Annotated in this window: 10 protein-coding genes; 8 read left to right on the top strand and 2 right to left on the bottom strand. The window is 64.9% G+C overall.

The features are described from left to right. Positions 1 to 71 precede the first annotated feature (71 nt). The 5 genes from smc to def all read left to right on the top strand — a co-directional run bounded on the left by smc (position 72) and on the right by def (position 7,935). Complete coding sequence (gene smc / locus AC1DSF_RS06215; protein ID WP_478182466.1) at positions 72 to 3,587, top strand: chromosome segregation protein SMC; 3,516 nt, start codon at positions 72 to 74, stop codon at positions 3,585 to 3,587. Continuing rightward, positions 3,584 to 4,678: a cell division protein ZipA C-terminal FtsZ-binding domain-containing protein gene (locus tag AC1DSF_RS06210; RefSeq protein ID WP_478182465.1), complete on the top strand. Its 1,095-nt coding sequence runs from the start codon at positions 3,584 to 3,586 to the stop codon at positions 4,676 to 4,678. The genes smc and AC1DSF_RS06210 overlap by 4 nt, the downstream gene beginning before the upstream one ends. A gap of 121 nt (positions 4,679 to 4,799) precedes the next feature. Next, positions 4,800 to 6,887, top strand: a complete 2,088-nt coding sequence (gene ligA / locus AC1DSF_RS06205) for an NAD-dependent DNA ligase LigA (RefSeq protein ID WP_478182464.1) — start codon at positions 4,800 to 4,802, stop codon at positions 6,885 to 6,887. Positions 6,888 to 6,984: 97 nt separating this feature from the next. Further along, positions 6,985 to 7,368: a hypothetical protein gene (locus AC1DSF_RS06200; protein WP_478126355.1), complete on the top strand. Its 384-nt coding sequence runs from the start codon at positions 6,985 to 6,987 to the stop codon at positions 7,366 to 7,368. 27 nt (positions 7,369 to 7,395) lie between these two features. After that, positions 7,396 to 7,935: a peptide deformylase gene (gene def, locus AC1DSF_RS06195; protein ID WP_478143091.1), complete on the top strand. Its 540-nt coding sequence runs from the start codon at positions 7,396 to 7,398 to the stop codon at positions 7,933 to 7,935. Here the strand turns inward: def and AC1DSF_RS06190 are convergent, their stop codons facing one another. Continuing rightward, on the bottom strand, positions 7,936 to 8,340 hold the full coding sequence (locus AC1DSF_RS06190) for a DoxX family protein (protein WP_478126353.1): 405 nt from the start codon (positions 8,338 to 8,340) through the stop codon (positions 7,936 to 7,938). A 159-nt stretch (positions 8,341 to 8,499) separates the two neighbouring features. Between AC1DSF_RS06190 and AC1DSF_RS06185 the strand changes: the two genes are divergently transcribed. The 3 genes from AC1DSF_RS06185 to AC1DSF_RS06175 are packed head-to-tail and all read left to right on the top strand — an operon-like array spanning position 8,500 to position 11,593. Continuing rightward, entirely contained in the window at positions 8,500 to 9,531 is a 1,032-nt protein-coding gene (locus AC1DSF_RS06185; RefSeq protein WP_478182463.1) for an amino acid ABC transporter substrate-binding protein, read from the top strand. Beyond that, entirely contained in the window at positions 9,528 to 10,532 is a 1,005-nt protein-coding gene (locus AC1DSF_RS06180; RefSeq protein WP_478182462.1) for an amino acid ABC transporter permease, read from the top strand. Before AC1DSF_RS06185 ends, AC1DSF_RS06180 begins: the two co-directional genes overlap by 4 nt. Beyond that, complete coding sequence (locus AC1DSF_RS06175; RefSeq protein ID WP_478126350.1) at positions 10,529 to 11,593, top strand: amino acid ABC transporter permease; 1,065 nt, start codon at positions 10,529 to 10,531, stop codon at positions 11,591 to 11,593. Before AC1DSF_RS06180 ends, AC1DSF_RS06175 begins: the two co-directional genes overlap by 4 nt. A 30-nt stretch (positions 11,594 to 11,623) precedes the next feature. Here AC1DSF_RS06175 and AC1DSF_RS06170 read toward each other — a convergent pair whose 3' ends face one another. Further along, positions 11,624 to 14,209 (bottom strand): [protein-PII] uridylyltransferase, encoded by a 2,586-nt coding sequence (locus AC1DSF_RS06170; RefSeq protein ID WP_478126349.1) that lies wholly within the window; start codon positions 14,207 to 14,209, stop codon positions 11,624 to 11,626. Positions 14,210 to 14,236 lie beyond the last annotated feature (27 nt).

The following is a 14,236-nucleotide window of genomic DNA, read 5'->3' as shown; positions in this document are numbered from 1 at the left end:
GGCCGGTCCTCCGGATCCAGGCCAGTGAAATCTCCTTACAAATCAACACCTTGGCTTAGGGCCGACCTGCCGTGCGTCTCAATTCCATCAAGCTCTCCGGCTTCAAGTCGTTCGCCGAACCCACCAATTTCCTCTTGCCCGGCCAGCTCGTCGGAGTCGTCGGCCCGAACGGCTGTGGCAAGTCGAACATCATGGATGCCGTGCGCTGGGTCCTCGGCGAATCGCGCGCCTCTGAACTGCGCGGCGAGTCCATGCAGGACGTCATCTTCAACGGCACCACGACGCGCAAACAGGCCAGCCGTTCGAGCGTCGAGCTGGTGTTCGACAACGCCGACCACCGTGCCGGCGGCCAATGGTCGCAATTTGCCGAAATCGCGGTCAAGCGCGTTCTGACGCGCGACGGCAATTCGAGCTACTTCATCAACAACCAGGCGGTGCGCCGGCGCGACGTGCAGGACGTGTTCCTCGGCACCGGCCTGGGCCCTCGCGCCTACGCCATCATCGGGCAGGGGACGATCAGCCGGATCATCGAATCCAAGCCTGAAGAACTGCGCCTCTTTCTGGAAGAAGCGGCCGGCGTTTCCAAGTACAAGGAGCGCCGCCGCGAGACCGAGAACCGCCTCGGCGACACGCGCGAAAACCTCACGCGGGTCGAAGACATCCTGCGCGAACTCAACAGCAACCTCGAAAAGCTCGAGAAGCAGGCCGAGGTCGCGGCGCGCTACAACACGCTGACAAGCGATGCCACACGCAAGCAGCATCAGCTCTGGTTCATGAAGCGGACCGAGAGCGAGGCCGACCAAGCCAAGATCAAGGCCGATGCCGAAAAGGCGATCAACGATCTCGAATCCCGCACCGCCGATCTCCGCCACATCGAGGCCGAGCTTGAAACCGTTCGCCAGGCGCACTATGCCGCCGGCGATCAGGTCAACCAGGCGCAGGGCAAGCTGTATGAAGCCAGCGCCGAGGTCGGGCGGCTCGAAGGCGAGATCCGTTTCGTGGTCGAAGGCCGTCAGCGTGTGGAGCAGCGACTGGTGCAACTGCGAGAGCAGATCGCGCAGTGGAGCGCCCGCAAGGAGGATGCAGAGGCCGAAATCGAAACGCTCGCCGGCCAAGGCATCAACGCCGAAGAGCAAGCCGAATTGCTGGCCGCGCAACTCGAAGAGCATGACGCGCGCCTTCCTGAACTCGAGGACGCGCAGCAACGCGCACAGGACGAGGCGAATGCCCAACGCGCTTCGGTCGCGCAGGTGCAGCAGCAGATCCAGGTGCTGGCCGCCGACCAGCGCAACATCGAGGAACAGAGCCGTCAGCTCAATCAGCGCGCAGAGCGTCTGCGCACGGACCAGAACGCGCTCGCCGCCCCCGACGAGGCGCGGCTGCGCGACTTGCAGGAACAGCTCGCCGCTGCGCAAGAGGCCGCTGCCGAAGCGGACGCGCGGCTGCAGGATTTGCAGGAAGCGGTACCGCAGCTGGACGACGACCGTCGCACACGCCAGCAGGCAGTCAACACGGAAGGCGCGCGCCATGCCGAGCTGTCCGCGCGTCTCGAAGCGCTCAAGGCGCTGCAGGAAAAGGTCAAGACCGACGGCAAGCTCGCACCTTGGCTGGCCAAGCACGGTCTCGAAAGCCTGCAAGGCTTGTGGAGCCGTATCCACGTCGAGCAGGGCTGGGAAAACGCACTCGAATCGGCGTTGCGCGAGCGTCTGGGTGCGCTCGAAGTCAGCCGGCTCGACATGGTCCGCGCATTCGGCAGCGACGCACCACCGGCCAAGCTCGCGTTCTATACGCCGCCCGTCGCCGCCGCGCCTCAGAGCGCCGCCGCGCTGCCGCGTCTCTCCGACCTGCTGCGATTGAACGATGCCGGCCAGCAGGCGCTGCTCGCTGAATGGCTGCACGGCTGCCATACGGCTGCCACGCTCGAAGAAGCCCTGGCGCAGCGCGACAAGCTCCAGCCCGGCGAGGCGATCTACGTCAAGAGCGGCCACGCGGTCACGGCGCACAGCGTCAGCTTCTATGCGCAGGATTCCGAACAGGCCGGCTTGCTCGCGCGCCAGCAGGAAATGGAAAATCTGGAGCGCCAGTTGCGCGCCCAGACGCTGATCGCCGATGAATCGCGCACCGCGCTCGCTCGCGCCGAGGCCGCCTACGCCGACGCGGCGCAGCGCCTCATCACTGCCCGCCGCGAAGCCGCCGACACGCAATCGCGCGCGCACGAGCTCCAGGTGGAGACGCTGCGCCTGACGCAGTTGGCCGAACAGACACGCGCGCGCAGCGAGCAACTGTCGAATGATCTAGGCGAAGTCGTTGCCCAGCTCGAGGAGCTGCAGGAACGTCGCATCGCAGCCGAATCACGCTTCGAAGAGCTGGACATGCAGCTTGCCGACAGCCAGGAGCGGCACGCGCAACTCGACGAGCGCGTCATCGAAGCGGCCCGCGCGCTGGCGGCGAGCCGCGACCAGCATCGCAGCCTCGAACGCCAGGCGCAGGAAGCGACCTTCGCTCAGCGCACGCTCGAAGCCCGCCGTGGCGAGCTCAGCCGCGCGATCGAAACCGCGACCCAGCAGACCGTGGCGCTCACCGAAGAAGACGAGCGCGCGCGCGCCGAACTCGGGCGCCTTTCCGACGCAGCCGCGCAGGCTGGTTTGCAGGACGCGTTGTCGCTCAAGCTGGAACGCGAGAGTGCGCTGGGCGCGTCGCGCAGCCAATATGACGACCTCACCCTCAAGTTGCGCGCGAGCGACGAGCGGCGCCTGCAACTGGAGCGCGAACTCGATCCGCTGCGCCAGCGCATCACCGACTTCCAGCTGAAGGAACAGGCCGCTCGCCTGGGCTTCGAGCAATATCAGCAACTGCTGGTCGACGCCCAGGCCGATCTCGAAGCTGTCGCGCTGTCGATCGAAACCGACAAGGTCCGCCTCACCGGCCTGCAAGGCGAAATCGACCGGCTGAACCGCGAAGTCGCATCGCTGGGTGCCGTCAACCTCGCAGCGCTCGACGAACTGGCCGTCGCGCGCGAGCGCAAGACTTTCCTCGATGCCCAGTCGGCCGACCTGAACGAAGCCATCGGCACGCTCGAAGACGCGATCCGCAAGATCGACGCAGAAACGCGCGATCTGCTCGGCGGCACCTTCAAGACCGTCAACGAGCATTTCAGCCGCATGTTCCCCGAACTGTTCGGCGGCGGCAATGCCAAGCTGATGATGACGGGCGACGAGATCCTCGACTCCGGTGTTCAGGTGATGGCCCAGCCGCCAGGCAAGAAGAACCAGACCATCCACCTGCTTTCGGGCGGTGAAAAGGCGTTGACCGCGATCGCGCTGGTGTTCGCAATCTTCCAGCTCAACCCGGCGCCGTTCTGCCTGCTGGACGAAGTCGATGCACCGCTCGACGATGCCAACACCGAACGCTATGCCAAGCTGGTCACGGCCATGAGCCGCGAAACCCAGTTTCTCTTCATCAGCCACAACAAGATCGCGATGGAAATGGCGGAACAACTCATCGGCGTGACCATGCAGGAGCAGGGCGTATCGCGCATCGTGGCGGTCGACATGGAGTCGGCGGTGTCGATGGTCGAGGCTGCATGAGCAGCCTGACCGTCGCCCTCGCCATTCTTGGCGGTCTCGTCCTCGCCGCGGTGGTCGGCTACAACACCTGGATGTCGCGTCGCAATGCGCCGCGACAACCCGATGCCGTCGACAGCGAGCCCCCCGAATCGAACCCACCGCCGCGTGACGACCAGGAGCCCGTGCTGCACCGCGATTCGCATCGGTGGCCCGGCACCGAGCGGCACGAGCCGCTGTTCGATCCGGATCTGCCGGCGCCGGCGGCCTTGCCCCTACCAACGGCGGATCGCCGTGGGGGTCTCGATCCGCTGATCGACGTCATCGCGCCGATATCGCTCGAAGGGCTGGCTTCCGGTGACGCTGCGATTGCCGCGATGCCCTCGACCCGGCGCGCCGGCAGCAAGCCCGTCGCGGTCGAAGGCTTGAACGAACACACGGGCAATTGGGAGCCGCCCGTGCCGGGCCAGCGCTACGGCGCCTTCCAGGTCGGCGTGCAGCTGGCCAATCGGACAGGCGCGCTCAACGAGATCGAATATTCCGAATTCGTCGTCAAGGCACAGGCTTTCGCCGACGCAGTGAACGGTGCGCCCGAGTTCCCCGAAATGCTCGATGAAGTCGCCCGTGGCCGCGAACTTGACCAGTTCGCGAGCACGCATGATGCACAGCTCGGCTTTGTGCTGCGCGCGCGCCATGCCGCCTGGAGCCCTGGCTATGTGCAGCAGAACGCCGCTCGCATGGGCTTCGTCGCCGGGATGATTCCGGGGCGCATGGTTCTGCCCGCCGCCGAACCGGGCTTGCCACCGATCCTTGGCTTGTCCTTTGATACGCAGGCGGCGCTGGCGGACGACCCCGCCCAATCGGCGATCCGCGAGCTCACGCTGAGCCTGGATGTGCCGCAAGTCGGACGCGAAGAACGGCCCTTCGACCGCATGCGAGAGGCTGCCGCGGCGCTCGCCCGCGAAATGGACGGCATCGTGACTGACAGCGACGGACAGCCATTGCGCGACGAGACCATGGACGCCATCGGCGCCGATCTCCAGCAGCTCTACGACACGCTCGACTCGCGCGATCTCTCGGCGGGATCGCCGCTGGCGCGGCGACTTTTTAGTTGACCACCCCCAGGCTTGCCCACTTCGTGTGGCCGCCACCCCCCTTCGAGGGGGCGATACCTGCGGCCCGGCGAAGCCGGTTCCGCGGTATCTCTGGAACTAGGTACATTGCCATTCGATATCCATGAAGACTACGCATGAAGACGCAGTTCGCGAAGCCGCCGCTCTGAGCGAGCAGCTTCACCGGCACGCTCATCTCTACTACGTTCTCGACGCGCCGGAGTTGCCGGACGCCGAGTACGACAGGCTGTTTCAGCGTCTTCAAGCGCTGGAGGCCGAATTCCCGGAACTGCGCACGCCCGATTCGCCGACACAACGCGTGGGCGGCAAGCCGCTCGAGGGCTTCATCAAGGTTCGCCACAAGGTGCCGATGCTGTCCATTCGCACCGAGACGGACATCACGCCGGGCGGTGCCAGCGCCTTCGATGCGCGCGTTCGCAGGGAACTCGGGCTCGCGGAAGACGCGGCGCAGGTCGACTATGTCTGCGAACTCAAGTTCGATGGCCTGGCGCTCAACCTGCGCTATGAAAAGGGCGTGCTGGTGCAGGCCGCAACCCGTGGCGACGGCGAAGTCGGCGAAGACGTCACGCAGAACATCCGGACGGTGCAGCAGATTCCGCTCAGGCTGCGCGGCAACGCATCCGAGATTCCGGCGGTCGTGGAAGTCCGCGGTGAGGTCTACATGCGGCGCGACGATTTCGACGCGCTCAACGAGCGTCAACGCCAGAAGATCGCCGCCGGGCAGAAGAACGAAAAGGTGTTCGTCAACCCCCGCAACGCCGCGGCCGGCGCGGTGCGCCAGCTCGATCCCGCGATCGCGGCCGATCGTCCGCTGAGCTTCTTTGCCTACGGCCTTGGCGAGGTCACGCCGCCGGAGCAGGGTGGCCCCAACTGGCCGACGCAGTTCGATTGGCTGCAGCAGTTTCATGCCTGGGGATTTCCGGTTGCCACGCAGACCGCGCGCGCCCGAGGCGCGCTGGAACTGATCGCCTTCCACGAGACGATCGGCCGTCAGCGCGATGCGTTGCCCTACGACATCGATGGTGTGGTCTACAAGGTCGACAGCCTCGAATTGCAGCGGCAACTCGGCTTCGTCTCGCGCGAGCCGCGCTGGGCCGTGGCGCACAAATATCCGGCGCAAGAGCAGATGACCGAAGTTCTCGGCATCGAGGTGCAGGTCGGCCGCACCGGAAAGCTGACGCCCGTGGCCAAGCTCAAGCCGGTGTTCGTCGGCGGCGTGACGGTGACCAACGCCACACTCCACAACGAAGACGAGGTGCGTCGCAAGGACGTGCGGGTGGGCGACACCGTGATCGTCCGACGCGCGGGCGACGTCATTCCCGAGGTGGTCAGCGTACTGCCGGAGAGTGTCGCCAAGCCCGACGACCAGCGGGGGCCGATCTTCACGATGCCTCACAAATGCCCGGTGTGCGATTCGGATGCCGTGCGCGAGGAGGGCGAAGTCGACTACCGCTGCACGGGCGGACTTTTCTGCGGCGCACAACGCAAGGAAGCGATCCTTCATTTCGCGGCGCGACGCGCGCTCGACATCGAGGGCCTTGGCGGCAAGCTGGTCGAGCAGATGGTCGATACCCAACTGATCCGAACCTTGCCCGATCTCTACAAGCTCGGCTTGTCGACGCTGGCCGGCCTGGAACGGATGGCGGAAAAGTCCGCAAAGAATATCGTCGATGCGCTGGAGGCATCGAAGAAAACCACATTGCCGCGTTTTCTCTTCGGGCTGGGGATTCGCCACGTGGGCGAAAGCACCGCCAAGGACCTTTCCAAGCACTTCGGCAAGCTCGACGCGATCATGGATGCGACCGAAGAGCAACTGCTCGAAGTCAACGACGTCGGCCCCGTCGTAGCGCAGAGCGTGCGTACTTTCTTCGACCAGCCGCACAACCGCGAAGTGGTCGAGCAGTTGCGCGCCTGCGGGCTGCACTGGGAGGAGGGCGAGCCTGCCGCGCGAGTGCCGAAGCCGCTGGCGGGCAAGACTTTTGTGATTACAGGAACGCTTCCTACGCTGAGCCGCGACGAGGCAAAGGACAAGCTTGAGGCGGCTGGCGCCAAGGTGTCGGGTTCCGTCAGCAAGAAGACCGATTACGTCGTTGCGGGCGCCGAAGCGGGCAGCAAGCTGGACAAGGCGCGCGATCTCGGTGTCGCAGTGATCGATGAGGCGCAGATGCTGGAAATCCTTCGGTCGCCCTGAACGAACCGCAGAAGGCGCTTTACACGCCGGCCCGGCAAGCCCTGTCAACAAGGCGGACGATGGGGCGTTGAACTGATGCGTGTCGACAGGAGTCCTCATGAATCGAATTCGTCGTCTGGGCGCTTGCATCGCCATCGGGGGTGCCGCCTTACTCAGCGCTTGCGTGGCGTACCCGACAGGGCCCTACTACAGCGGTGCCGTGTACTCAGGGGCTTACCCTTACGCCTCCTATCCTTACTACTACCCTTATGCCTACCCCTATGGGGCGTGGGGCGGATCGTCGCTCGTCATCGGCGGCGTCTACGGATCCGGCTACTACCGCGGTGGCTGGGGGCACCCCTATTGGGGGCACGGCGCAGGATGGGGTTACGGCGGTTGGGGTCATGGGGGATGGGGCCACGGCGGTCCCGGTCCAGGACGGGGGGCGGGTGGAGGCGGCGGGCGCTGGGGCGGCGGGGGCGGTGGAGGCCGACACTCCTGACGGCCGTGGCCTCGCGATAATCGCGCCATGGCCATCCGCGAAATCCTGAAAATGGGCGATCCCCGGTTGTTGCGCGTCGCGCAACCGGTCGCTGCCTTCGACACTGACGAGTTGCATCTGCTCATCCGAGACATGTTCGAGACGATGCATGCCGCCAACGGCGCCGGCCTTGCCGCGCCGCAGATCGGAGTCGACCAGCAGATCGTGATCTTCGGCACCGGCGCTGTGAACCCGCGCTACCCCGATGCCCCCATCGTGCCGCGAACGGTGCTGATCAATCCGGTCATCACCCCCATCGGCGACGAAGAAGAAGAGGGCTGGGAAGGCTGCCTCTCCGTGCCCGGCCTGCGCGGCGTGGTGCCGCGCTTTGCAAATCTTCGATACACCGGCTTCGACCCCTACGGCGACCCGGTCGACAGGACCGTGAGCGGCTTCCATGCCCGCGTCGTCCAGCACGAAGTCGACCACCTATGGGGCAAGCTCTATCCGATGCGTGTGCGCGACTTCACGCGCTTCGGCTTCACCGAGGTCCTGTTTCCGGGCCTCGATGCGAGCGAGGACGACTGATCAGTTCAGGCGGCCGCCGCTGCCGGCGACGCTGAATCGACCGCCGCCGAGGAAGGCGAGGGCGAGGGCCCCGAACAGGTACATGCCCTGCAGTTCGAGTGCCCAGCCGCCGTTGCTTCCGAGGGCCCACATCTGCTTGGCATGCACCAGCCAGATTGCCACCAGCATGTTGAGCACCACGATCCACGCCGCCGCGCGCGTGTAGATCCCGACAATCAGAAGCACCGGTGCCAGGACTTCGCCGACCAACACGAGGTAGGCCAAAGCACCCGGGAGGCCCTGCGCGGTGAGCTGGCCGGAGACGAATCCGATGCCGCCGGTGAGCTTGGCGATGCCGTGAAGAAGAATGAGCACGCCAAGCGCAAGGCGCAGAACGAGCTTGCCGGTGTCATCGGAACGGATCATGGACGAGGAACCTTTTTGGTCGTTTGAAGAGGCCCGATTGTGTTCGATCTGGATGAGCATTTTGCGAATTTGCTTCGAACCCCCGGTTCTTTGGCAGACTGTCACCTGCCTCGTAAACTGCCCGCTGCAGCAATTTCCAACAATGAAGAGGGTCTCCCAATGAACCAACGTTTTCGCCCGGCGGTTGCCGCCGCAGCCGCCGCCATGGCTTTCATTGCCGCGCCGGCCTTTGCCGGCAAGACGCTCGACGCGGTCAAGCAACGCGGCAGCGTCAAGTGCGGCGTGACCAACGGGGTCGCCGGCTTCTCCGCGCCTGACACGCAGGGCAACTGGTCGGGGCTGGACGTCGACACCTGCCGTGCCATCGCGGCGGCGGTGCTCGGGGACGGCAAGAAGGTTGAATTCGTACCGCTCAATTCGCAGCAGCGGTTTTCAGCACTGCAGGCCGGAGAGATCGATATCCTCGCGCGCAACACCACCTGGACCCTGACGCGCGATGCATCGCTCGGCTTTCATTTCACGACCATCACCTACTACGATGGCCAGGGCTTCCTTGTACCCAAGAAGATCAAGGTGACGAGCGCCAAGCAACTCAAGAACGCCACCATCTGCACGCAGTCGGGCACGACCAACGAGAAGAACGTCGCCGACTACTTCAAGGCGCAGAACATTCCGGTCAAGACCGTCGTGTTCGAGAGCTTCGAGGCGTCGTTCAAGGCGTTTTTCTCCGGCCGCTGCCAGGCGTTCACGACCGACGCATCGGCGCTCGCCGGCTTGCGCAACAAGGAAGCATCGAACCCCGATGACTATGTCATCCTGCCCGAGCTGATCTCCAAGGAGCCGCTCGCGCCGCTGGTGCGCCGGGGCGATGACGAATGGTTCGCGATCGCCAAATGGGTGCCCAATGCACTGATCGAGGCCGAGGAGTTCGGCATCACGCAGGCCAACGTCGATGACCTGAAGGCCAACAGCAAGGACCCGCAACAGCAACGGCTGCTGGGCACGAGCGAAGACCTCGGCAAGCTGCTCGGTCTCGACAAGGACTGGTCTTACCGCGCGATCAAGGCGGTGGGGAACTACGGCGAGGTCTTCGAGCGCAACGTCGGTCCGAAGTCGGTGCTCAAGCTGCCCCGCGGCGTCAACAACCTCTGGAACAAGGGCGGCCTGATGTACGGATTGCCGGTCCGATGAATCGGCCGGCGGCCAGCGGGCGCCGCGCCGTCTGGCTTGCCTGGGCGGTGCAGGCTTTGCTGATCGCGCTGGTGGTGGGCGCCGCCTTCTGGCTCGTCCTGCACGCCCTCGAAGTGCTTCGGGGGCGCGGCGTGCGGTCCGGCTTCGACTTCCTTCTTCAGCCAGCCGGTTTCGAGATCTCGGAAGGATGGCTCGACTTCAACGCGGGCCAGCCCTTCTGGCGTGCCTTTCTGGCCGGTTTGATCAACACGATCCGAGCGGCGATTCCCGCTGCCGTCATCGCGGTGGTGTTCGGGACGCTGCTCGGTATCGGCAGGCTTGCGCCGCATGTGCTGGTGCGTGGCCTTTGCGGTGCCTACGTCGAGACGATTCGCAACGTGCCGCTGCTGGTGCAGTTGCTGATGTTGTACTTCGCCCTCACGCAACTGCTGCCGGATTCGACCGAGCCGATTGAACTGGCGAGCGGCTTCTGGCTCAGCAAGGGCGGTCTCTCGATGCCGTGGCCGGTCATCGAAGATGGGGGCTGGTGGCCGAGCCACTTCGAATGGCCCGAGCGTGGCAGCTTCAACATCAACGGCGGCGCGGCGCTCAGCCCGGAATATCTTGCCGTGGTGATCGCGCTGGCGCTGTACACGGCGGCCTTCGTCGCCGAGATCGTGCGAGCCGGCATCACTTCGGTCTCGCAGGGGCAGAAACTCGCAGCGCAAGCGCTCGGGCTTTCGCCGCGGCAACAGCTTCGAATCGTCGTGCTGCCGCAAGCGCTGCGCGTGATCGTGCCGGCGCTCACCAACCAGTTGCTGAGCCTGACCAAGAACTCTTCGCTCGCCGTCGCGGTGGGCTATCCGGAACTGGTGTCCATCGCCAACACGTCGATCAATTCAACCGGCCGCGCCTTCGAGTGCATCGCTGTGATCATGGCGGTGTACCTGGCGCTGTCGCTGCTTATTTCAGGCGGGATGAATCGCTACAACGCGCGCGTCGCGCTCAGGGGCTGGCGGTGAGCGGCGCGAGAAGCGCAAGCCAGGCCATCGCATGGCGCGCCGAGCTGTGGGGATCGCCGCTGCGTGCAGCTTCGACGATTGCGCTGATCCTTGTGTTCGCCTGGGCCGGTTTTCACATCGTCGACTGGGCTGTGCTGCATGCCGTGTTTCGACCGGATGCCGAAGCTTGCCGGGCGGTGCAGCACGGCGCGTGCTGGGGCGTGATCGCCGAAAAATGGCGTCCGATCCTTTTCGGCCGCTACCCGTACGAAGACCAATGGCGGCCGGCCATCGCCGTCACGGTGCTTTCGGCGACAACCATGCTGAGCGCGTGGCCGCGCACCTGGCGGTGGTGGCTGTTGCCGCTTTGGGTGGCGACGCTCGCGTTGTTCCTCGTATTGATGCGCGGCGGCATTTTCGGGCTCGACTCGGTGCCGACCAACCGCTGGGGCGGGTTGCCGCTCACCATCGGGCTGGCGGTCGTCGGCCTGGCGCTTGCGTTTCCACTGGCGCTGGCGCTTGCGCTAGGGCGGCGCTCGCAATGGCCGGCGGTCCGTACGCTATGCGCGACCTACATCGAACTGGTGCGGGGCGTGCCGCTGATCTCGGTGCTGTTCATGGCCTCGTTCCTGTTGCCGTTGCTCTGGCCAGCGGGATGGCAGCCCGATGTGTTGATCCGTGTTCTTGCAGGGCTTTCGCTGTTCGTTGCGGCCTATCTGGCGGAGATCATTCGTGGCGGACTGCAGGCGGTGCCGCGCGGGCAGACTGAAGTCGCGATGGCGCTCGGATTCGGGCGGTGGCCGGTGCAGCGCGACATCGTGCTGCCGCAAGCGTTGCGCATCGTGGTTCCGGCGCTCACCAACAGCGTGGTGGGCACCTTGAAGGACACCTCATTGGTGACGGTCGTTGGCTTGTTCGAGTTGACGGGCGCGCTGGGGCTTGCCCTCGGCGGCGATCCCACGTGGAGGCCGTTCTACCTGGAGGGCTACCTGTTTATCGCGCTGGTGTACTGGGTGCTGTGCTTCGGGCTGTCGAGGTACAGCGTGTGGCTGGAGCGGCGGCTGGCGAGCGGGAGGATGTAGCCGCCACAGTCCAAAGTCCAAAGTCCAAAGTCACGAAGCCAGCGCGTCCAGCAATTCCGTCTCGATCGCCGCCTGCGCCCGTTGCCCTTGCAACTCCGGCCCGCTGATCAGGAACGTATCTTCGACACGCTCGCCCAGCGTCGAAATCTTCGCAAGCTGAAGATTGAGGTGGTGTCGAGCCAGCACCCGCGCGACCGAATACAGCAAGCCCGCACGGTCGCTCGCGGAGATGCTGAGCAGCCAGCGCTGCGCTTTTTCGTCGGGCAGCAGACTGACGCGCGGCTTGATCGGGAAGCTGCGCACCCGGCGTGACACACGACCCTTGCTCGGCGTCGGCAGCGGCCCGGCTTCGCTCAGCGTCTTGGTCAGCCCGGCTTCGACCATGTTGATCAGATCGCGGTAGTGCTCCGGAATGAAGGTGGTGACCACCTGGAACGTATCGAGCGCAAAGCCATTGGTGGTGGTGTGCACCTTGGCATCCAGAATGCTGAAGGACGACTGGTCGAAATAGCCGCAGATCCGCACGAAGAGATCGGGCTGATCGGGCGTATACACGGCCACCTGCAAGCCTTCGCCCACCGGCGACAGGCGCGCGCGGACGAGCGGCGGCGTGCGCGGATCGATGGGCACGCCCCGGTGCGGCACGTGGCGCGACAACTGCTTCGCGTGCCAGGCGATCTCGGATGCATCGTGCCGCATGAAATAGCCGACGTCGAGCGTTTCCCAGAGCGCCTTGTGCGAGTCCAGAGGCTCCGCATGCAGCGCGAGTTGCACCAGCGCTTCGCGCTTGCGCGATTCGATCTCCGCACCCGGATCGGGCATGCGGCCGCCCAAGGCGCGCAATGTCAGGCGATACAAGTCTTCGAGCAGCTTGCCCTTCCACGCATTCCAGACGCGCGGTGACGTTCCCCGGATGTCCGCGATGGTGAGCAGATAGAGCGCCGTCAGGTAGCGCTCATTGCCCACGCGCTTGGCAAAGGCGCCGATCACTTCCGGATCGCCCAGGTCCTGCTTCTGCGCGACCTGGCTCATCACCAGGTGTTCGCCGACCAGGAATTCGATCAGCTTGGCGTCTTCGCGCGGAATCTCGTGCTGGCGGCAGAAGCGCCGCACGTCGCGCGCGCCCAGCGTCGAATGGTCGCCGCCGCGGCCCTTGGCAATGTCGTGGAAGAGTGCAGCGATGTACAGGATCCACGGCTTGTCCCAGCCCGCCGCGAGCTGTGAGCAGAAGGGGTATTCGTGCGCGTGCTCGGCGATGAAGAAGCGCCGCACGTTACGCACCACCATCAGGATGTGCTGGTCGACCGTGTAGACATGGAACAGGTCGTGCTGCATCTGCCCCACGATGCTGCGAAAGACGCGCAGGTAGCGGCCCAGCACCGACGTCTGGTTCATGAGCCGCAGCGCATGCGTGATGCCGCGCGGTTGCAGCAGCATGCGCATGAAGGTCATGTGGTTCACGCGGTCGTTGCGGAACTTGCTGTCCATGACGTGGCGCGCGTTGTAGAGCGCGCGCAGCGTGCGGGCCGATAGGCCGTTGACACCAATGGTCTTCTGGTAGAGCAGGAAGGTCTCGAGGATCGCGTGCGGATCCTTGACGTAGAGATCGTCGCTCGCGACTTCGATCAGCCCGGCCTTTTCATAGAAGCGCTCGTTGATCGGTGTCGGCTGCTCGATCTGCGGCTGGAGACGGTCGGCAATGTTCAGGAGCAGGATCTGATTGAGCTGCGTCACTGCCTTGGCCGCCCAGTAGTACCGCCGCATGAGGGCTTCGCTGGCCTTGCGCTGCGATTCGCCGACGTAGCCGAAGGTCGCGGCCACGGCGGTCTGCAGGTCGAACACCAGGCGATCCTCGCGGCGGTTGGCCGTGACGTGCAGACGCGCGCGAATCAGGCTCAGAAGCGCTTCGTTGCGCTTGATCTGCTGGATCTCGAAGGTTGTCGCAAGGCCGTTCTTGGCAAGGTCGTCCCAGCGGTTGCCGAAACCAGCCGCCTTGGTCATCCAGAGGATCGTCTGCAAATCGCGCAGGCCTCCGGGCGATTCCTTGCAGTTGGGTTCGAGCGCGTAGGGCGTGTTTTCGAACTTCTGATGCCGATGGCGCATTTCCTGCGACTTGGCGGTGAAGAACGCCTGCGGATCGATGGCCGCGAAAAAGCTCTTGCGGAAGGTGGCGTAAAGCTTCTTGTCGCCAATGATCAGGCGCGATTCGAGCAGCGAAGTCTGTACCGTGACGTCCTTCGCCGATTCGGCGAGGCATTCGGACACGGTTCGCACGCTGGAGCCGATTTCGAGACCGGCGTCCCAGCAATGGCCGATGAAGGCTTCGAGGCGGGCGGGTTCGATGTCCGTTCCATGGTCTTCGGGCAGCAGCAGCAACACGTCGACGTCCGAATACGGAAACAGCTCGCCACGCCCAAAACCGCCGACGGCGACCAGCGCCATCTGGGTGCCGAAGCCGGCATCCGCCCAGAGCGCGCTCAGGGTTTCGTCGGCCAGCGCGGCAAGTTGGCGCAGTACCGTATGCACGCTGCGCGCGGGCGCGCGAGCGCTCCGGAGCTGGTCGAACAGCGCCAGCTTGTGGGTTCGGTAGGCGTCACGCAACGAGGAAATATCCACCGTGGCAGCCTTGCAAGGCCAATGCCA

This window comes from Variovorax sp. 01N429 (genome assembly GCF_056399425.1).
This window is presented reverse-complemented; position numbering and strand designations above follow the sequence as displayed.

What these genes read in the sequence shown, in the direction of transcription:
- AC1DSF_RS06180 (WP_478182462.1), top strand. Translation starts at nt 9,528, where the DNA reads ATGAATCGGCCGGCGGCCAGCGGGCGCCGCGCCGTCTGGCTTGCCTGG.
- AC1DSF_RS06190 (WP_478126353.1), bottom strand. Translation starts at nt 8,340, where the DNA reads ATGATCCGTTCCGATGACACCGGCAAGCTCGTTCTGCGCCTTGCGCTT.
- AC1DSF_RS06210 (WP_478182465.1), top strand. Translation starts at nt 3,584, where the DNA reads ATGAGCAGCCTGACCGTCGCCCTCGCCATTCTTGGCGGTCTCGTCCTC.
- AC1DSF_RS06200 (WP_478126355.1), top strand. Translation starts at nt 6,985, where the DNA reads ATGAATCGAATTCGTCGTCTGGGCGCTTGCATCGCCATCGGGGGTGCC.
- ligA (WP_478182464.1), top strand. Translation starts at nt 4,800, where the DNA reads ATGAAGACTACGCATGAAGACGCAGTTCGCGAAGCCGCCGCTCTGAGC.
- AC1DSF_RS06185 (WP_478182463.1), top strand. Translation starts at nt 8,500, where the DNA reads ATGAACCAACGTTTTCGCCCGGCGGTTGCCGCCGCAGCCGCCGCCATG.
- def (WP_478143091.1), top strand. Translation starts at nt 7,396, where the DNA reads ATGGCCATCCGCGAAATCCTGAAAATGGGCGATCCCCGGTTGTTGCGC.